20 protein-coding genes are annotated in these 17,393 nt (G+C 60.8%); 7 read left to right on the forward strand and 13 right to left on the reverse strand.

Translation table 11 applies throughout. The features are described 5' to 3' along the window. Nucleotides 1–65 precede the first annotated feature (65 nt). Together R1W00_RS12205 and mgtE are read right to left on the reverse strand one after the other, a co-directional pair. The gene (locus R1W00_RS12205) at nucleotides 66–650 is read right to left on the reverse strand and encodes a 5-formyltetrahydrofolate cyclo-ligase (protein ID WP_317263029.1); all 585 of its coding nucleotides are present in this window, start codon (nucleotides 648–650) and stop codon (nucleotides 66–68) included. Next, nucleotides 647–2,032 carry a magnesium transporter gene (gene mgtE, locus R1W00_RS12210; RefSeq protein ID WP_317263030.1) on the reverse strand — a complete coding sequence of 462 codons (1,386 nt, stop codon included), beginning with the start codon at nucleotides 2,030–2,032 and terminating at the stop codon, nucleotides 647–649. Before mgtE ends, R1W00_RS12205 begins: the two co-directional genes overlap by 4 nt. A 134-nt stretch (nucleotides 2,033–2,166) precedes the next feature. On the opposite strand from mgtE, the gene guaD reads away from it, so the two are divergent. Further along, a complete protein-coding gene (guaD, locus tag R1W00_RS12215) occupies nucleotides 2,167–3,456 on the forward strand; it encodes a guanine deaminase (RefSeq protein WP_317263031.1) in 1,290 nt (429 codons plus the stop codon). On the opposite strand, the gene R1W00_RS12220 is transcribed toward guaD, so the two are convergent. The 3 genes from R1W00_RS12220 to R1W00_RS12230 form a co-directional block, all read right to left on the reverse strand. Continuing rightward, nucleotides 3,457–4,794 (reverse strand): 8-oxoguanine deaminase, encoded by a 1,338-nt coding sequence (locus tag R1W00_RS12220; RefSeq protein ID WP_317263032.1) that lies wholly within the window; start codon nucleotides 4,792–4,794, stop codon nucleotides 3,457–3,459. Between the two features lie 3 nt (nucleotides 4,795–4,797). Further along, the gene (hisN, locus tag R1W00_RS12225) at nucleotides 4,798–5,601 is read right to left on the reverse strand and encodes a histidinol-phosphatase (RefSeq protein WP_317263033.1); all 804 of its coding nucleotides are present in this window, start codon (nucleotides 5,599–5,601) and stop codon (nucleotides 4,798–4,800) included. An 81-nt stretch (nucleotides 5,602–5,682) separates the two neighbouring features. Beyond that, on the reverse strand, nucleotides 5,683–6,054 hold the full coding sequence (locus tag R1W00_RS12230) for a helix-turn-helix transcriptional regulator (protein WP_317263034.1): 372 nt from the start codon (nucleotides 6,052–6,054) through the stop codon (nucleotides 5,683–5,685). Between the two features lie 315 nt (nucleotides 6,055–6,369). On the opposite strand from R1W00_RS12230, the gene R1W00_RS12235 reads away from it, so the two are divergent. Next, a complete protein-coding gene (locus R1W00_RS12235; protein WP_317263035.1) occupies nucleotides 6,370–7,329 on the forward strand; it encodes an NADPH:quinone oxidoreductase family protein in 960 nt (319 codons plus the stop codon). Here the strand turns inward: R1W00_RS12235 and R1W00_RS12240 are convergent. Then, entirely contained in the window at nucleotides 7,276–8,205 is a 930-nt protein-coding gene (locus tag R1W00_RS12240; RefSeq protein WP_317263036.1) for a LysR family transcriptional regulator, read from the reverse strand. The two genes, R1W00_RS12235 and R1W00_RS12240, sit on opposite strands and share 54 nt — an antisense overlap. Nucleotides 8,206–8,328: 123 nt before the next feature. On the opposite strand from R1W00_RS12240, the gene R1W00_RS12245 reads away from it, so the two are divergent. Further along, nucleotides 8,329–8,535 (forward strand): DUF1127 domain-containing protein, encoded by a 207-nt coding sequence (locus R1W00_RS12245; protein ID WP_317263037.1) that lies wholly within the window; start codon nucleotides 8,329–8,331, stop codon nucleotides 8,533–8,535. Nucleotides 8,536–8,666: 131 nt separating this feature from the next. Then, on the forward strand, nucleotides 8,667–9,407 hold the full coding sequence (locus tag R1W00_RS12250; RefSeq protein WP_317263038.1) for a Bax inhibitor-1/YccA family protein: 741 nt from the start codon (nucleotides 8,667–8,669) through the stop codon (nucleotides 9,405–9,407). A gap of 62 nt (nucleotides 9,408–9,469) precedes the next feature. Here R1W00_RS12250 and R1W00_RS12255 read toward each other — a convergent pair whose 3' ends face one another. The 7 genes from R1W00_RS12255 to R1W00_RS12285 form a co-directional block, all read right to left on the reverse strand. Beyond that, entirely contained in the window at nucleotides 9,470–9,694 is a 225-nt protein-coding gene (locus tag R1W00_RS12255; RefSeq protein ID WP_317263039.1) for a hypothetical protein, read from the reverse strand. 124 nt (nucleotides 9,695–9,818) lie between these two features. Then, complete coding sequence (gene ureC, locus R1W00_RS12260; RefSeq protein WP_317263040.1) at nucleotides 9,819–11,528, reverse strand: urease subunit alpha; 1,710 nt, start codon at nucleotides 11,526–11,528, stop codon at nucleotides 9,819–9,821. Between the two features lie 9 nt (nucleotides 11,529–11,537). Then, on the reverse strand, nucleotides 11,538–12,065 hold the full coding sequence (locus R1W00_RS12265) for a hypothetical protein (protein ID WP_317263041.1): 528 nt from the start codon (nucleotides 12,063–12,065) through the stop codon (nucleotides 11,538–11,540). A gap of 40 nt (nucleotides 12,066–12,105) precedes the next feature. After that, nucleotides 12,106–12,411 carry an urease subunit beta gene (locus R1W00_RS12270; RefSeq protein WP_317263042.1) on the reverse strand — a complete coding sequence of 102 codons (306 nt, stop codon included), beginning with the start codon at nucleotides 12,409–12,411 and terminating at the stop codon, nucleotides 12,106–12,108. Next, on the reverse strand, nucleotides 12,408–12,581 hold the full coding sequence (locus tag R1W00_RS12275; protein ID WP_317263043.1) for a hypothetical protein: 174 nt from the start codon (nucleotides 12,579–12,581) through the stop codon (nucleotides 12,408–12,410). Before R1W00_RS12275 ends, R1W00_RS12270 begins: the two co-directional genes overlap by 4 nt. A 25-nt stretch (nucleotides 12,582–12,606) precedes the next feature. Next, nucleotides 12,607–12,909: an urease subunit gamma gene (locus tag R1W00_RS12280; RefSeq protein ID WP_317263044.1), complete on the reverse strand. Its 303-nt coding sequence runs from the start codon at nucleotides 12,907–12,909 to the stop codon at nucleotides 12,607–12,609. A 9-nt stretch (nucleotides 12,910–12,918) separates the two neighbouring features. Beyond that, nucleotides 12,919–13,710: an urease accessory protein UreD gene (locus R1W00_RS12285; protein ID WP_317263045.1), complete on the reverse strand. Its 792-nt coding sequence runs from the start codon at nucleotides 13,708–13,710 to the stop codon at nucleotides 12,919–12,921. A gap of 231 nt (nucleotides 13,711–13,941) precedes the next feature. Between R1W00_RS12285 and pyrC the strand changes: the two genes are divergently transcribed. The 3 genes from pyrC to R1W00_RS12300 all read left to right on the forward strand — a co-directional run bounded on the left by pyrC (nucleotide 13,942) and on the right by R1W00_RS12300 (nucleotide 17,379). After that, a complete protein-coding gene (gene pyrC / locus R1W00_RS12290; RefSeq protein WP_317263046.1) occupies nucleotides 13,942–14,979 on the forward strand; it encodes a dihydroorotase in 1,038 nt (345 codons plus the stop codon). Between the two features lie 27 nt (nucleotides 14,980–15,006). After that, nucleotides 15,007–15,687 carry an orotate phosphoribosyltransferase gene (locus R1W00_RS12295; RefSeq protein WP_317263047.1) on the forward strand — a complete coding sequence of 227 codons (681 nt, stop codon included), beginning with the start codon at nucleotides 15,007–15,009 and terminating at the stop codon, nucleotides 15,685–15,687. A 186-nt stretch (nucleotides 15,688–15,873) separates the two neighbouring features. Further along, complete coding sequence (locus tag R1W00_RS12300; protein ID WP_317263048.1) at nucleotides 15,874–17,379, forward strand: replicative DNA helicase; 1,506 nt, start codon at nucleotides 15,874–15,876, stop codon at nucleotides 17,377–17,379. Nucleotides 17,380–17,393: the final 14 nt, after the last annotated feature.

Consider the following 17,393-nt stretch of genomic DNA (forward strand, 5'->3'; position numbering starts at 1 on the left):
TAGGGCGCATTTCGGGGCGGGGCAAGGGGGCCATAGGGATAGGCGCGAAAATCAGGTGCAATCGCCTAGGACATGTCCTGCGAGAGACGCAGAACCTCGGCCTCGGTTACGATCATATCCAGCGGCTGATCGGTCGGCTCTTGCGGGACATCGTCCAGACATTGCGCACCGAACGCGAACCCGATGGCCAGAACAGACGGGTTCAGATCGCGCAACCGTTCCAGCGTGCGGTCGTAAAACCCGCCGCCATAGCCCAAGCGGAACCCGCGCGGATCATAGGCCACCATCGGCACGATCAGGATTTCGGGCTCTATGAACGCGCCCGATGCAGGAACCAACGCGCCAAAGGGGCCGTCAATCATATCGGCCTCGGGCGTCCATTCGCGAAACAACAGGGGCAGGCCATCGCCCTGAATAACCGGCACGCACAGGCGGTTTTTACGGGCCAAGGCGCTCATCGCGGGCAGGGGGTTCACCTCGGACCGGATGGGCATATAGCCCGCGATAATGCGGTCGCTGAATCCCTCAAGCACGTCGATCAGGGATGAGGCGGCGGCGGCATCCGCTTGGGGCGTTTTGGCCTCCTTGCGGGCGGCAAAGGCCCGTTTGCGCGCCTCTTTTTTCGCCAAACTCAAATCATCCATGCTCATAGTAGCCACGCCCCAGCCAGTCCAAGAAATGCAAAGAACCCAACCACATCCGTCACAGTCGTCACAAAGGCCCCAGAGGCCAGCGCGGGGTCAACCCCGACCTTTTCCAAGGCCACAGGGATCAAAATCCCCGCCAGACCCGCGATCACAAGGTTGATCACCATCGCACAGGCAATCACCAACCCCAGAACCGGCGTCCCGAACCACAGGACCCCGACGATCCCCATGATCACCGCGAATATAGTCCCGTTCACCAGACCGACCAGCGCCTCACGCCGCACAACCCGCCAGACGTTCGATCCGGTCAAGTCTTTGGTCGCGATGGCGCGCACCGCAACGGTCAGGGATTGCGTGCCCGCGTTCCCGCCCATGGACGCCACAATCGGCATCAACACGGCAAGAGCCACGAATTGCGCGATCGTCGCCTCGAACTGGGCGATGACCAGCGACGCCAAAATCGCGGTGATCAGGTTCACGAACAACCACGGGAACCGCTGTTTCGTGGTTTCGATCACACGGTCGGCAAGGCTGCTCTCACCGACACCGGCAAGGCGCAGAATGTCCTCTTCGTGCTCTTCGTCCAGAACGTTCATCGCGTCATCGATGGTGATCACACCGACCAAGCGTCCCTCATCATCGACGACGGGCACCGAGATCAGGTGATACTGGTTGAACGCATAGGCGACCTCGCCCTCGGGGCGGGTGACCGGCACGGTGCGGAAGCTGTCCTCGAACAGTTCGACCAAGGGCGCGCTGCGCTTGCTGGCCAAGAGTTTGCCCAGTTGCACATAACCCACGGGTTTCAGGCGCGGATCGACAACGATCACATGATAGAATTGATCGGGCAGTTCCTGTTTGGTATCGCGCAGGAAATCGATGGTGTCCCCGACGCTCCAATGTTCGGGGGCCGTGACGACCTCACGCTGCATCAGACGACCGGCCGAGAATTCCGGATAGCTGAGGGCCTGTTCAACCGCGACACGGTCGGCGGCCTCTAGCGCCTCAAGGATCGCGGCCTGTTGCGGCTCTTCTAGGTCCTCGACAAGGTCGACAACGTCGTCCGAGTCCAGATCGCGCACGGCCTCGGCAAGGAAATCATGCGGCAGAAAGGCGATGACCTCTTCGCGGATCGCCTCATCCAGTTCCGACAGGACCTCACCGTCAAAGGCGCGCGGCACCATGACCAACAGCTCGCGCCGCGATCCGGTGTCCAGCTGCTCCAGCATGTCGGCGATGTCGGCCGCGTGCAGCGGGTCAAGCAGTTCGTGAATCCGTTCCGAATCGCCAGCCGCAATCGCCAACCGAACGGCAGACACCATCCGATTATCCAGCGCATAGTCTTCTTCTTCGTGCTCTGGTTGGTCGAGAACGTCTTCGGCCATTGTCACCCCGCCGTCTTGGTGTTTGCGCGAACCTTAGCTGAACCAGTTCGGATGGGACAGGGCAACATGTGCAATTTACCTTGGCGATTTTACCCCCTAGCCTGAACCCGAATTACCGCGCGAATGGATAGATCATGAGCACCACCTCCCTCCTTCTCGGTCAGACCCTGTGCTTTGACGGCAACCCGTTTCACGATGGCCCCGATGCGGCGCGTCACACCTCGCGGGGCGCGGTGGTTGTGCGGGGCGGGCATATTCTGGACACGGGCGATGCGGACGCCATGCGACTGGCCTATCCCGAGGCCGAGGTGACCGATCACGGGCAGAACCTGATCATGGCGGGGTTTGTGGATGCCCATGTGCATTACCCCCAGACCGCGATCATCGCCAGCTGGGGCAAACGCCTGATCGACTGGCTGAACACCTATACCTTCCCCGAGGAAATGCGGTTCGCCGATCCCGACTATGCCGGTGAGATCGCGGCGCGGTATCTGGACCTGTTGATCGCCAATGGCACGACCAGCGTCTGTTCCTATTGCACCATCCATCCGGCCAGCGTGGACGCGCTTTTCACCGCCGCGACCAAACGGGGGATGCGGGTGTTTGGCGGCAAGACCTGTATGGACAGAAACGCCCCCGAGGGCCTGCGGGACAGCGCGCAATCCGCCTATGACGACAGTGCGGCGTTGATCGGCAAATGGCACGGAAAGGGGCGCAACGGATATGTCATCACACCGCGTTTCGCGCCGACCTCGACCCCCGAACAGCTAGAGGCGCTGGGCGCCCTTTGGGCCGAGCATCCCGATTGCCTGATGCAGACGCATCTGTCCGAACAGACGGATGAAATCGAATGGGTTGCGTCCCTCTATCCGGAATCGCGGGATTATCTGGATGTGTACGAACGCTATGGCCTGCTGGGGGAACGGGCGTTGTTTGGCCATGCGATCCACCTGACGGGGCGGGAACGCGCGCATCTGCGCGACGCCCATGCCGGTTTGATCCACTGCCCGACATCGAACACGTTTATCGGGTCCGGCCTGTTCGATCTGGACGGGCTGATGGATGAGGGGCACCGCATCGGCCTTGCCACGGACACAGGCGGCGGGTCGTCCTTTTCGATGCTGCGCACGATGGCCGCCGCCTATGAGATCGGCCAATTGCGCCATGCCTCGGCGCATCCGTCCGCGTTACTTTGGCTGGCGACGGCGGGATCGGCGCAGACCCTGCATTGCGGCGACCGGGTCGGGAACCTGAAACGCGGGTATGAGGCGGATTTGACCGTGCTCGACCTGTCCAGCACCCCCGCAATCGGCCAGCGCAGCGCGCGCGCCGACGATATCTGGCAGGCGGTGTTCCCGACGATCATGATGGGCGATGACCGCGCGATTGCGGCGACCTATGTGGGCGGGGTGCGCCTGAAATAATCAGGCCATCAGACCCTTCACCAATGCCTCTTGCCGCGCCAGAACGGGGGCCATGTCGACCGTCGCGATATGGCCGTCGCGCACGACCTGACGGCCCTCAACAAACAGGTGTTTGACCCGCGTCGGACCCGCCAGCAACAGGGCGGCCTTGTCCCAACTGCCCGACGTCTCAACGCCCGTCACATCCCAGATCGCCACATCGGCGCGTTTGCCCACGGTGATTTGCCCGACATCGTCGCGCCCCAGAACCCGCGCGCCGCCACGGGTCGCGATGAACAGGGCCTCTCGCGCGCTCATCGCGTCGGTACCTTGGCTGACCCGTTGCAGCAACATCGCCTGACGCGCCTCGGCGATCAGGTTGCCGGCATCGTTGCTGGCCGAGCCATCGACGCCCAAACCGACCGGTACACCGGCGTCGCGCATGGCACGCACCGGCGCGATCCCCGATCCCAAACGACAGTTCGAACAGGGGCAATGCGCCACGCCCGTACCCGTGCGCGCGAACAACTCGATTTCGTCGGCGTTCAGTTTCACACAATGCGCGTGCCACACGTCATCGCCGGTCCAGCCCAGATCGCGCGCATATTCCCCCGGCAAACAGCCGAATGTCGCAAGGCTATAGGCAACGTCCTCGTCATTTTCGGCCAGATGGGTGTGCAGGCGCACGCCCTTGTCCCGCGCCAAAATCGCCGCGTCGCGCATCAACTCGCGACTGACCGAAAAGGGTGAACAGGGGGCGATACCGACCTGCACCATCGCGCCGGGATTGGGATCGTGGAACGCATCGACCACGCGGATACAGTCGTTCAGGATCGCCGCCTCATCCTCGACCAGATGATCGGGGGGCAGACCGCCCGCGCTCTCTCCGATGCTCATCGCGCCGCGCGTGGGGGTAAAGCGCATCCCGATCTCACGTGCCGCATCAATCGTATCGTCCAACCGAGACCCGTTCGGAAACAGGTACAGGTGATCCGACGTCAGGGTACAGCCCGACAGCGCCAGTTCCGCCAAGCCGACCAGCGCGGAAATCCGCATATGTTCGGGCCCGAACCGCGCCCAGATCGGGTAGAGCGTCTGCAGCCACCCGAACAGCAACGCGTCCTGTCCCCCCGGCACCGCGCGGGTCAGGGTTTGATAGAGATGATGGTGCGTGTTGACCAAACCGGGCGTCACGACGCATCCGCGCCCGTTCACCACCTCGGCCCCGTCAAAGGAGAGGTCATGGCCGATCTCGGCCACCACCCCGTCGCGCAGGCGAATGTCCACGCCCGCCAGTTCCGTTCCCGCATCATCCATCCGCAACAGATGGTCGGCCTTTTGGATCAGAACATGGGACATGGATCAGCCTATCGTTTGTTGCAGAACCTTCAGGGCGGCGGCGTGGATGTCAGGATTGGCAGCGGCAATGACACGCCCACCATTATGTGCGGGGCCGCCGTTCCAATCGGTGACGATGCCGCCTGCAGCCTCAATCACGGCGATGGGGGCCTGAATGTCATAGGATTGCAACCCCGCCTCAACCACCAGATCAACCTGACCCAGCGCCAACAGGGCATAGGCATAGCAATCCATCCCGTACCGCGTCAGGCGCGTCTGGGCGGCGAGGGTGTGGAACGCCGCGCGCTCAACCTCATCCCCGACCTCGGGGAAGGTGGTGAAAATCGTCGCCTCGGCCAGATCCCGCGTCGCGCGGGTCTTGAGGGGGAATGTGCCGTGGTTCGATTGCACCTCGGCCACGCCGAACCCGCCGATGAACCGCTCCTGCGTCCAAGGTTGATCGATAATCCCGAACTTTGGCCCCGTGTCGTCGCCCACGGCAATCAGAACGCCCCACGTCGGCGTGCCCGACATATAGGCGCGGGTGCCGTCGATCGGGTCCAACACCCATGTCAGGCCGGTCGTGCCGGTGGCGGTTCCGAATTCCTCGCCCAGAATGGCGTCGTCGGGGCGCATCTTGGCCAGAATGGCGCGCATCGCCTGTTCGGCGGCGCGGTCAGCCACGGTCACGGGATCAAACCCCTGATCCAGCTTGTTTTCAGTCTGCAGGTGATCGGTACGGAAATAGCGCAGAGTCTCACCCCGCGCGGCATCAGCCATACGGTGGGCGGTTGCAATCAGATCTTCGCGTGCAAAATTGGCCGTCATGTCGTCCCCGCAGTTTGACGGCGCCGAGTGAGCGCGCCGTCAAATCCGCGGTATCGACCGGCAGGGCCGAGGTCAAGCGCCTTAGGCGGCGTCACTAAGTACACGGGCCAATTCAAATAACCGGCGCCGCTGGTTTTCCGGAATGGCGTAGTAAGAGCGCACAAGCTCCAACGCCTCTTTATCGGCCAGAATATCGGCAGGCACGGAATCCGATGCTGCCTTTTCCTCGCCTTTGCGTTCCAGACCTTCAAAGAAAAACGATACAGGCACTTCCAATGCATCCGCGATATCCCAAAGACGCGATGCACTGACCCGGTTCATCCCCGTTTCGTATTTCTGAATCTGTTGGAATTTGATTCCGACATGCTCGGCCAATTGCTGTTGGGTCATCCCAACCATCCACCGGCGATGCCGAACCCGCTTTCCGACATGAACATCTACTGGGTGTTTCATGCATATACTCCTGATTATGCCCGTTTTGGGCAAACTTCATGCCAACCACCCTCGAAACTGGCATGACACCGTTATTGGCGTTTTCTGCGATAGGTGCGTAAGATAGCGCAGGACCCCCGTTGAACCAATGTCAACGATCCGACGCCTCATACGGGTCTAGATGTGTTTTTGACTCTCCTTTCGAGCGCACGATCCAGCCAGAGGCAGAATACGTTCACTTCCCTCAATTTTACGCCACGACTAGTCCGTAAATCCTACTAGCCATGGCTAATCCCCACAGATAGGGTCCGCGAAAATGACTTTGGAGGCAACCCTATGCGTGTATGTCAGGTCCCTGAAATTGGCGTGAAACCGCTGATTGCAAATGTGCAAACCCCGCAACCTAAGGCCAATGAGGTCCTTGTACAGATTGCGGCCTGCAGCCTGAATTTCGCCGATCTCCTTATGATTGAAGGGAAATATCAAGACACACCCCAAGCGCCCTTTACGCTGGGTCTGGAACTGGCCGGGACGATTGTCGAGGTCGGCGCAGATGTTGAAAAAAGTCGCGTTGGCACGCGGGTTGCGGTGTTCGCGGGCTCGGGCGGTTTGGCGGAATATGGCTGTTTCCCGTCTGATCGTTGTGTCGAGATGCCGGATTCGATGAGTTTTGAAGAGGCCGCCGCCTTTCAGATCGCCTATGGCACCAGCCACGTCGCCCTTGAGCACAAGGCACAGTTACAGCCGGGCGAGACCCTGTTGGTGCTGGGCGCAGCCGGCGGTGTGGGTCTGACCGCCGTCGAGATCGGCAAGCGAATGGGCGCAACCGTCATCGCCTGTGCGCGCGGTCCGGAAAAGCTGGCCGTGGCCAAGGCCGCCGGTGCCGATCACCTGATCGACAGCGAAACCCAAGACATCCGTGAAACGGTCAAGGCCCTTGGCGGCGCGGATGTGGTCTATGACCCGATTGGCGGCGATCAGTTCAAGGCGGCGTTCCGCGCCTGCAACCCCGAGGCGCGCATCCTTGTCATCGGGTTTGCAAGCGGCGAGGTCCCCCCGATTGCCGCGAACCATATGCTGGTCAAAAACATCTCGGTTCTGGGCCTTTACTGGGGCGGCTATCTGAAATTCCGCCCCGCCGTTTTGACCGACAGTATGGCCAAGCTGTTTTCGTGGTTTGCAGAGGGCGGGTTGAAACCGCACATCAGCCACCGCTTTGCCCTTGAAGACGCGAATGAGGCCCTAGAGGTGCTCCGCACGCGCCGGTCGACTGGCAAAATCGTCATTCGCATGTGACGGTGTGCCAACCGCCCCGCGGGCGTTTTTCATATAGCCCTCGCGCATCAGTTCGGCCAAACGCAGGGTCAGAGGGCCGCGCGTGACCTTGGACATATACATGTTGATCATCGTCATCGGCAGACGGGGCAATGCGCCGTTGTCCTGAACCCGTGCGCAGTTGCGTCCCTCGGCCCCCTCCAGAACCGCGTGGATGGCCAGATCGGCACTGATTGAGGCCTCAATCACGCGCTCGCTCTCGTCCTGGATCAGCATCTCCCATTCGATACCCGCCTTGTCGAGTTCGGCAAGTGCGACACCACGGAACCGGCAATTGGGCTCAAACGCAAGGCGCAGCGGACGCGCCTGCCATGCCTTGCCGCCAATGGCCCCGACCCAAGTCAAAGGCACCTCGACCAGCATCTCGCCGCCCTCGCGCAACTCGTTCTCGGTGGTCAGGATCAGATCGACCTCGCCCCGCCCGAATTGTTCGCGCAGGATCCCCGTGTAGGACGCCAACAGCTTGACCTCGACGCGCGGAAATTCCTCGTTAAACCGGCGCAGAACCTCGGGCACCACCGGATAGACGATGTCATGGGGCACACCCAAGGTGATGCTGCCCTCAAACTCTTGGGCGGTCAGGCGCGCCAGCAACTCATCGTTCATCTCTAGAATACGGCGCGCATAGCTGAGCAACTGTTCGCCTTCGGGCGTCAGGGTCACCGTGCGCGAGACGCGGTTCAACAGTTTGACCTGCAACATCTCTTCAAGGCGCTTGATCTGCATCGAGACCGCCGATTGCGTCAGGTTCAGAAACCCCGCCGCCCGCGTGACCCCGCCCGCATCCGCCACAGCCACAAAAGACCGCAGGGCCGTTATGTCCAGATTTCGCGCCATATCACAAATCCTGATGTATCACATAATAAACATTCGTTTGAGTTATGAATGTACGATCCTTTATTCATTAGCACAAGAGATCGACGCCAACACATGCATCACAAAACATGAAGGATTGCACCCATGACTGCACTTGCACAAAAACTCATCTGCCATCCCCGCCTTGGCACGTCTTCCGTCCTTGCCGGGATCACCTATCGCCTGAACGTCCGCGCCCAGCGCCGCGCCCTGTCGCGCCTGACGCCGTCGCAACTGTCCGACATCGGCCTTAGCGTCGAACAGGCAGAGGCCGAAGCGCGCCGTCACATGTTTGACGTTCCCTGCGTCTAAAAGTGACATCAAATATATAGCAAACCCGAGTCGGATTTCCTTGAAATCTTGCCTTTGCTTACCGATATTATGGCCTGAAGGCGTCCGTATTCCGCGGGCGCATCAGGTTATTTTCAACTGGAGGCATCTTAATGGCTGACTTCAACACAATCCGCGCCGGTCAGGCGGGTGTCCGCACCGCGCAGATTGACGAAGGTCTTCGCGCGCACATGAACAAGGTCTACGGCACTATGTCCGTGGGTCTCTTGGTGACGGCACTTGTTGCTTGGGCTGTGGGCACCTCGCCCGCATTGATCAGCATCTTCCGTGACGTCCAAACCGGTCAGATGACGATCCTTGGCTGGGTCGCGATGTTCCTGCCGCTGGGCATGGTGTTCGCGTTCGGCGCGGCGATCAACCGTCTGTCGGCTGCTGGCGCTCAGCTGTTCTTTTATGCGTTCGCCGCCGCGATGGGCCTGTCGATCAGCTGGATCTTCCTTGCGTTCACCGGCTATTCGATCGCGCAAACCTTTGTCGTGACCTCGATCGCCTTCGCGTCGCTGTCGCTGTGGGGCTATACCACGAAAAAAGACATCTCGGGTTGGGGTTCGTTCCTGATCATGGGTGTGGTGGGTATTCTGGTCGCGTCGATCATCAACATCTTCCTCGGCTCGCCCGCGATTGCGTTCGCGGTGTCGGTTCTGGGTGTTCTGATCTTTGCCGGTCTGACCGCCTATGACACCCAGAAGATCAAGGTCGATTACCTGCAACACGCCCACGCGATGGATAGCGAGTGGCTGCAGAAATCGGCGATCATGGGTGCGCTGAACCTCTACATGGACTTCATCAACCTGTTTATGTTCCTGCTGCAGTTCCTTGGCAATCGCGAGTGATCGCAGCACGATAACAGATCAAAGGCCGGGGGATTTCCCCGGCCTTTTTCGTTGCACATAGGTTATTGAACGGCGCGCAGGCCCGTGCCGATATGGGCGGCCACATATTCGGCAATCTGTTCACGCCGCAGGCCCAGCCGCGACAGGTCGGCATCGGACAGTTCATCCAGACGGTTGAACGCCTCTAGCGCGGCGCAGCATTCCAGATACGGGTTGAACCCGAATCCCATATTGCTGAGCACGAGATCAAGTTGCTGTTGTACGACGGAAAAAGATGGATCTTGCATTTCGGAACCTCATTTCTGTGGTTCCTCCCTGCACTCAGGCTAAATGCTGCGCCGCAGCAAAATCAAGCCCGCAAATGGTCGGGTGGCATTTCAGGCGGTCGCTTGCCCGAAATGCCACACCGGATCAGAACATAAAGTACCGCTGGGCCATGGGCAATTCGGTGGCCGGCTCACAGGTCAGCAACTCACCATTCGCCCGCACCTCATAGGTTTCCGGGTTCACCTCAATCTCGGGCAGCATGGCGTTCATCACCATGTCCGATTTGCCGATATTGCGGGTGTTTTCCACGGCCAGCGTGTCCTTGCGCAGGCCGATTTTCGCGCCGACACCGGCGGCTTGGGCCGCTTGGGACACGAACAGGACCGACGATTTCTCGACAGAACGACCAAAAGCCCCGAACATTGGACGGGTATAGACCGGCTGGGGCGTGGGGATCGACGCGTTGGGATCGCCCATCTGGGCCACGACGATCGAACCACCCATCAGAACCATCTCGGGTTTTACCCCAAAGAACGCGGGCGACCACATCACCAGGTCGGCACGCTTGCCCTCTTGGATTGTGCCGATATGGGTGCTCAGACCATGCGCAATCGCGGGGTTGATCGTGTACTTCGCGATATAGCGTTTCACACGGACGTTGTCGTTATCGCCGGTCTCATCGGACAGGCGGCCGCGCTGAACCTTCATCTTATGGGCGGTTTGCCACGTGCGGATGATCACCTCACCGATGCGGCCCATGGCCTGACTGTCGGACGCGATGATCGAGAACGCGCCCATATCGTGCAGGATATCCTCGGCCGCGATGGTTTCCTTGCGGATGCGGCTTTCGGCGAATGCGACGTCCTCGGGGATGGATTTGTCCAGATGGTGGCACACCATCAGCATGTCCAGATGTTCCTCCAACGTGTTGACCGTATAGGGCCGCGTCGGGTTGGTGGAACTGGGCAGGACGTTGTTTTCGCCCACGACCTTGATGATGTCGGGCGCGTGGCCGCCGCCCGCACCTTCGGTGTGAAAGGCGTGGATGGTCCGGCCCTTGATCGCATCGACAGTGTTTTCGACAAAGCCGCTCTCGTTTAGGGTATCCGTGTGGATCATCACCTGAACATCCATGTCATCGGCCACGGACAAACAGCAATCAATCGCACCGGGGGTCGTGCCCCAATCTTCGTGCAGCTTCATCGCGCAGGCGCCTGCATTGACCATCTCGATCAGGGCGGCGGGCTGGCTGGCGTTGCCCTTGGCCGACAGACCAAAGTTCATCGGAAACGCGTCCAGCGCCTGCATCATGCGGCTGATGTGCCATTCACCAGGCGTACAGGTCGTGGCCAGCGTGCCGTGCGCAGGGCCCGTGCCCCCGCCCAGCATCGTGGTGATACCCGAATGCAGCGCGTCGTCGATCTGTTGCGGACAGATGAAATGGATGTGGCTGTCAAAACCACCGGCGGTGATGATCCGCCCCTCGCCCGCGATGGCCTCGGTCCCCGGACCGACGATGATGTCGACGCCCGACTGGGTGTCGGGGTTACCGGCCTTGCCGATCTTGTGGATCACACCGTCTTTGAGGCCGATATCGGCCTTATAGATACCGGTCGCATCCACGATCAGGGCGTTGGTGATCACCGTATCCACGGCCCCGCCTGCGCGCGGGACCTGTGACTGGCCCATACCGTCGCGCAGCACCTTGCCGCCACCGAATTTGACCTCTTCGCCATAGGTGGTCAGGTCCTTTTCGACCTCGATGATCAGATCGGTGTCGGCAAGTCGAACCTTATCACCCGTGGTCGGGCCATACATGTCGGCATATGTTGCGCGAGATATCTTTGCGGGCATTGATGTACCTCAGTCCTTGAACGGCTGTTCCGGCTTGGTGGGCGCTTTGCGCTTTCGCCGTTGTGGTTTTGCGGGGGCGGCAGGTTTGGATGCCGCGGTCTTTTTCGTTGCAGTAGCGGCCTTGGCTGCCGGTTTCGCCGCCGGTTTGGGTGCGGGTGCGGGGGCCGGTTCAGGCGCTACGGTTTTGGCCACAGGTGCGGCCGCGGGTTTCGGCGCGGGAGCCACGGCGGGCTTGGGCGCGGGCTTGGGTTCCGCAACCTTAGCCACTGGTTTAGGGGCCGCGACTTTGGCCACCGGTTTAGGTTTCGCCTTGGGTTTAGAGGCGGCACGTTTGCGCGGCGCGGGACGCGGTTTGGGCGTGTGGGCCGCGATTTTCTCGGGCGACATCACAGGAAGAAACGGGTTCGCAATCTTGGCCAGATCGTAAAAGCTGCGCATGATCGTCAATTGGGTTTCGACGCCTTGCGCCCACATACGGGTGGCGGCGACATAGGGTTGCGTCGGGACCATAAATCCCGGTGCTGGAACACAGACCATTTCAGTTACTCCTGTTTACGGCATGGGGGTGCCGTTCGTCCTAGAGCGCCCCCATGACTTGCTGGTTAAATCCGAAAATCTTTCTGTCCCCGCCATATGGCACCAACGTGACATCGCGGGTTTGCCCGGGTTCGAAACGCACAGCGGTGCCCGACGCAATGTCCAGCCGCATCCCCATCGCGGCCTCGCGGTCAAAGCTGAGCGCGCTGTTGGTTTCGGCGAAATGATAGTGGCTGCCGACCTGAACGGGCCGGTCGCCGGTGTTGGAAACGGTGAGTGTAACCGCCTCAGCACCTTCGTTCAGGGTGATGTCCCCGGGGGCCGTGATGACCTCGCCCGGGATCATTTGCTGCGCACCTTGATGGCCACCATGGTGCCCGCCACGGCAAAGACCGAAGCAACCAGTGCGACCATGGCCGCATCAATCCCGTGCGGGTGCAGGTGCATGCCGGAATGGGCAAAAGCGGGGCCCGAAACGGTGATCCCTGCGGTGATGAGTGTCGCCAGTTTGCGCATTTTTATGTTCTCCTGACTTAGCGAATTAACGAATGGGATGGTGGACGGTCACAAGCTTGGTGCCGTCGGGAAAGGTGGCCTCGACCTGAACTTCGTGGATCAGTTCGGGAATGCCGTCCATGCACTGATCGGCGCGCACAACCGTTGCGCCCGCCTCCATCAGATCGGCCACACTGCGCCCGTCGCGCGCGCCCTCGACCACGTAATCCGTGATCAGGGCAATCGCCTCGGGGTGGTTCAGTTTCACGCCGCGCTCTAGCCGGTTGCGCGCCACCATGGCGGCCAGACTGACCAAGAGCTTGTCTTTTTCGCGTGGGGTCAGGTTCATTCCCGCTCCTCAAATTTGCCAGACGCGGGGCATTTGACGGCCCCGCAAGGTTGTTAGTGTTTGATAAAGGGCCCGACGCAACGGCGTCGCATCCGCCGCCATCAGGCGCATAACGCATTTCCCGTCCCAACCTGAAACGCCCCACGCCACCCCATCGGGCAAGGTCAGCGCGCGGATTTGCTCCACACGGTCGGGCGCGTTCGGCGCGGCCAGGATCACGGTCGCAAAGGCGCGCGATCCGTTCAGGCCGGCGGCACCGGTGGTCAGGTCATAGGCCGAAAGGCCCACGGGTTCGTGCAGGATCACAACGCCATCGCGCGTGATCGTGCGGGTGTCGTGGAAATTGATTTCGCTCAGGGTTTCGCCCATGGCGGCGCGGCCCAGAACCACGCTCTCGACCATCAGGATACTGGCGTCGCCCTGCAAATCGACGCGCGTGTGACGGCGCAGAGAACAACGCTCGAACAGGATTGTTTCCTGTGGCAGCCAATCCAGATGCCCCTCCGCCCCGACGGACAGGTGCACATCGACCTCGGCCTCGCCTGACACGGCTGCATAGGCACGCTCGGCGGTTTGGGACGTGGCAACCGCGCGGCCACCGGCGTCTACCGTCACCGCATAGTCCAACCGGTCGCCCCCCGTCAGACCACCGGCGGTGTTCAGAAACACCACCTCGGGCACGGGATCATGCACCTTGGGCAGCATCGCCTTGCCCGATCCGGACTGGTGCAATCCGGCCAGCTTCGCGCCGTTCGGCGTCGCGGCCAGATGCACGCGGGCCCGACCTCGGGTGCGCTGCATTACAGGGGTGCTTATTTTTGTGGCGTCCAGCATCAACAGACTCATATCCTTGACCGACAGAAAACGCAGAAGAACCCGACCCGCACAACATTTCCCGCCGGAATTTTCCGCGAACTGCGTCGAAAATCACCGCCATCGCCTATTTTTTAATCACGCCCGCAAGAGGCGCATTTGGGCGTCGAAATGCAAAGGTACTGGCCTAAAGCTGCGCGATTGTGTAACGCGACACCCATGACCCAGACATTGACCATTACCCGCCCGGACGACTGGCATTTGCATCTGCGCGACGGTGAGATGCTGACCGGTATTTTGCCGGAAACCACCCGCCATTTTGGTCGCGCCATCATCATGCCGAACCTTGTGCCCCCTGTTGTCACAAGCACGGACGCCGCCGCCTATCGCGACCGCATCATGGCCGCCATGCCCGAGGGCGCGTCGTTCACGCCGCTGATGACACTGTATCTGACCGAAAACACCGACCCCGAGGACGTTGCACGTGCCCATGCGGACGGGTTGATCAGTGCGGTCAAGCTCTATCCCGCAGGGGCCACGACGAACTCGGCTAGTGGGGTGACGAATTTCGATAACGTACGGGGCGTGCTGGAAAAAATGGCCGAGATCGGCCTGCCCCTGTGCGTGCATGGCGAGGTGACCAGCGCGGACATCGACATCTTTGACCGCGAGGCCGTGTTCATCGACCGCGTGTTGGATCCGATCCGCCGCGCGACGCCCGGTTTGCGCGTGGTGATGGAACATATCACGACCGCCGACGGCGTGGCCTATGCCCGTTCCCAAGGGGACGATCTGGGCGCGACGATCACGACGCACCACCTGATCATCAACCGCAACCACATCTTGGTTGGCGGGATCAAACCGCATTACTACTGCCTGCCCGTCGCCAAGCGTGAGAGCCACCGTTTGGCCCTGCTTGAGGCCGCGACCAGTGGCGATTCCCGTTTCTTCCTTGGCACCGACAGTGCGCCGCACATCGACCCGCTCAAGGAAAACGCCTGTGGCTGTGCGGGCTGTTTCACGGCGACCAACACCATGTCCTGTCTGGCCGAGGTGTTTGAGACCGCTAGCGCGCTGGACAAGCTGGAAGCGTTTGCAAGCCTGAATGGACCCGCGTTCTACGGCCTGAACCCCAATGCCGACACGATCACCCTGACCAAGGGCGATCCCGTCACCTATCCCGAGAAAATCGAAACCGGCGCCGGTCCCGTGACCGTGTTCGACCCCGGTTTCCCGCTGCACTGGCGGGTCGACTGACCCCGCATAACGAATAAGGATTTCCCGATGATCCCGACGTCCTACCCCTCCAAAGAAGAAATCGCCCGCCTCAGCGCACGGATGCTGCTGGAAATCGGCGCGGTGAATTTCAACACCAAAGAGCCGTTCACACTGGCCTCTGGTCTGCCCTCGCCCAGCTATATCGATTGCCGCAAGCTGATCAGCTTTCCGCGTATCCGCAGCACCCTGATGGATTTCATGGCCGTCACCGTGATGCGCAACGCGGGTCTTGAGGCGTTCGACAACATCGCCGGTGGTGAAACCGCAGGCATCCCGTTTGCCGCGCTGGTGGCCGAACGTATGGCCCTGCCGATGACCTATGTCCGTAAAAAGCCCAAGGGTTATGGCAAAAACGCCCGCATCGAGGGCGCAATGACCGAGGGCCAGCGCGTTCTGCTGGTCGAGGATCTGACGACCGATGGCGGGTCCAAGCTGTCGTTTGTGGACGCGATCCGCGAAACCGGCGCGGCCTGTGGGCACACGGCCGTGGTGTTCTACTATGACATCTTTGAAGGCACGACCGAACGTCTGGCCGAGCATGGCGTGGAACTGCATCACCTGTGCACATGGTGGGACGTTCTGGCCGAGGCCAAGGCACAGGCCGCGTTTGATTCTGAGACGCTGGACGAGGTTGAGCGCTTTCTCAAGGCGCCGCGCGCGTGGCAAGAAGAGCGGATGGCGAAATAACGCCCATACCGATCGGGGCTGGGGCGGATTTTTTGCCGCCCTAACCCCAAATATTGACGGCAACGTCCTGAATGCCGCAAGATCGTGATGAAAACGGCGATCCACAAATTATCCACAGACTTATACAATTTGCGCTGTGCGCAGGGGATTGCCTATACCCATTGCCTACGGTGACAGGGGTTAACGATGAACGAGATTGCGGCGATCAACGCCTCCGAAAACACAGATGCACCACAGGCAGAGACCCAAGTAGACACGGTTCCCCACAACATCGAGGCGGAACAGCAACTGCTGGGTGCGATCCTGACGAACAACGACGTGTTCGACCGCATTGCCGCAATCATCAAACCCCAGCATTTCTATGAACCCGTGCACGCCCGCATCTTTGAGATCGCCGCGTCGCGCATCCAGAAAAACACGCTGGCCAGCCCCGTCACGTTGAAAACCTTTCTGGAGGATGACGAGGGTCTGAAAGAACTGGGCGGCACGGCCTACCTGGCCCGTCTGGCGGGGGCCGCGATTTCGTCCTTTGCCGCGCGCGACTATGCCCAGATGCTCTATGATCTGGCGATCCGGCGCGAGTTGATCAATCTGGGGCGCAGCATTTCCGACCGCGCCACGGATGTGAACGTCAGTGACGAGCCCAAGGAACAAATCGTCGCCGCCGAACAGGCCCTCTATAAGCTGGGCGAAGAAGGCCAGTCCGAGAGCGGTTTCCAATCCTTCCTCAAGGCCGTGACCGAGGCCGTCAACGTCGCCAACACCGCCTATCAGCGTGGTGGCGGCATGGCGGGTCTGTCCACGGGCCTGATCGACCTCGACAAGAAACTGGGCGGTCTGCATCCGTCCGACCTTTTGATCCTTGCCGGTCGTCCGTCGATGGGGAAAACCTCGCTTGCGACCAACATCGCCTATAACGTCGCCAAGGCCTATAAGCGTGGAATGAAACCCGACGGGTCCGAGGGCGCGGTGGATGGTGGCGTGGTCGGCTTCTTTAGCCTTGAGATGAGCGCCGAGCAGTTGGCCGGTCGTATTCTGGCCGAGGCGTCGGAAATCTCGTCGCACAAGATCCGTCAGGGTGACATGACCGAGGCCGAGTTCCGCCGCTTTGTCGAGGCCGCGAAACAGCTTGAGGCCTGCCCTCTGTTCATCGACGACACGCCCGCCCTGCCGATCAGCCAGCTTGCAGCGCGCGCGCGGCGTCTGAAACGGACGCACGGTCTGGACGTTCTGATCATCGACTATTTGCAGCTCTGTCGCGGGACCGCCGATAACCGTGTGAACGAGATCGCGGAAATCTCGATGGGGATGAAGGCGATTGCCAAGGAATTGAACATCCCCGTCATCGCCCTGTCCCAGCTGTCGCGTCAGGTCGAAAGCCGAGACGACAAACGGCCCCAGCTGTCGGACCTGCGGGAATCGGGCTCGATCGAACAGGACGCCGACTGTGTGCTGTTCGTGTATCGTGGCGAATACTACCGCGAACGTGAAAAACCGGATGAGCACAACGCCGAGGCCATGGCGACATGGATGCAGGACATGGAACGTCTGCACGGCAAGGCCGAGGTCATCATTGGCAAACAGCGTCACGGCCCCATCGGCACGGTCGAATTGTCGTTCGAGGCGCAGTTCACGCGCTTTGGCAACCTTGCAAAGGCGTGGCAATCGGACGAGCGCGAGCCCGAGTATTAATCCCGCCCGCACCC

The sequence above is a fragment of the Rhodovulum sp. FJ3 genome, from assembly GCF_032918305.1.
GTDB lineage: Bacteria > Pseudomonadota > Alphaproteobacteria > Rhodobacterales > Rhodobacteraceae > SAT37.

Excerpts from the sequence above, each read along its gene's own strand:
- R1W00_RS12300 (WP_317263048.1), top strand. The coding sequence starts at position 15,874 with ATGAACGAGATTGCGGCGATCAACGCCTCCGAAAACACAGATGCACCA.
- R1W00_RS12220 (WP_317263032.1), bottom strand. The coding sequence starts at position 4,794 with ATGTCCCATGTTCTGATCCAAAAGGCCGACCATCTGTTGCGGATGGAT.
- R1W00_RS12255 (WP_317263039.1), bottom strand. The coding sequence starts at position 9,694 with ATGCAAGATCCATCTTTTTCCGTCGTACAACAGCAACTTGATCTCGTG.
- R1W00_RS12270 (WP_317263042.1), bottom strand. The coding sequence starts at position 12,411 with ATGATCCCGGGCGAGGTCATCACGGCCCCCGGGGACATCACCCTGAAC.
- R1W00_RS12205 (WP_317263029.1), bottom strand. The coding sequence starts at position 650 with ATGAGCATGGATGATTTGAGTTTGGCGAAAAAAGAGGCGCGCAAACGG.
- R1W00_RS12235 (WP_317263035.1), top strand. The coding sequence starts at position 6,370 with ATGCGTGTATGTCAGGTCCCTGAAATTGGCGTGAAACCGCTGATTGCA.
- R1W00_RS12245 (WP_317263037.1), top strand. The coding sequence starts at position 8,329 with ATGACTGCACTTGCACAAAAACTCATCTGCCATCCCCGCCTTGGCACG.
- R1W00_RS12275 (WP_317263043.1), bottom strand. The coding sequence starts at position 12,581 with ATGCGCAAACTGGCGACACTCATCACCGCAGGGATCACCGTTTCGGGC.
- R1W00_RS12240 (WP_317263036.1), bottom strand. The coding sequence starts at position 8,205 with ATGGCGCGAAATCTGGACATAACGGCCCTGCGGTCTTTTGTGGCTGTG.
- guaD (WP_317263031.1), top strand. The coding sequence starts at position 2,167 with ATGAGCACCACCTCCCTCCTTCTCGGTCAGACCCTGTGCTTTGACGGC.
- R1W00_RS12285 (WP_317263045.1), bottom strand. The coding sequence starts at position 13,710 with ATGCAGCGCACCCGAGGTCGGGCCCGCGTGCATCTGGCCGCGACGCCG.
- R1W00_RS12230 (WP_317263034.1), bottom strand. The coding sequence starts at position 6,054 with ATGAAACACCCAGTAGATGTTCATGTCGGAAAGCGGGTTCGGCATCGC.
- R1W00_RS12280 (WP_317263044.1), bottom strand. The coding sequence starts at position 12,909 with ATGAACCTGACCCCACGCGAAAAAGACAAGCTCTTGGTCAGTCTGGCC.
- R1W00_RS12295 (WP_317263047.1), top strand. The coding sequence starts at position 15,007 with ATGATCCCGACGTCCTACCCCTCCAAAGAAGAAATCGCCCGCCTCAGC.
- R1W00_RS12250 (WP_317263038.1), top strand. The coding sequence starts at position 8,667 with ATGGCTGACTTCAACACAATCCGCGCCGGTCAGGCGGGTGTCCGCACC.
- hisN (WP_317263033.1), bottom strand. The coding sequence starts at position 5,601 with ATGACGGCCAATTTTGCACGCGAAGATCTGATTGCAACCGCCCACCGT.
- mgtE (WP_317263030.1), bottom strand. The coding sequence starts at position 2,032 with ATGGCCGAAGACGTTCTCGACCAACCAGAGCACGAAGAAGAAGACTAT.
- ureC (WP_317263040.1), bottom strand. The coding sequence starts at position 11,528 with ATGCCCGCAAAGATATCTCGCGCAACATATGCCGACATGTATGGCCCG.
- R1W00_RS12265 (WP_317263041.1), bottom strand. The coding sequence starts at position 12,065 with ATGGTCTGTGTTCCAGCACCGGGATTTATGGTCCCGACGCAACCCTAT.
- pyrC (WP_317263046.1), top strand. The coding sequence starts at position 13,942 with ATGACCCAGACATTGACCATTACCCGCCCGGACGACTGGCATTTGCAT.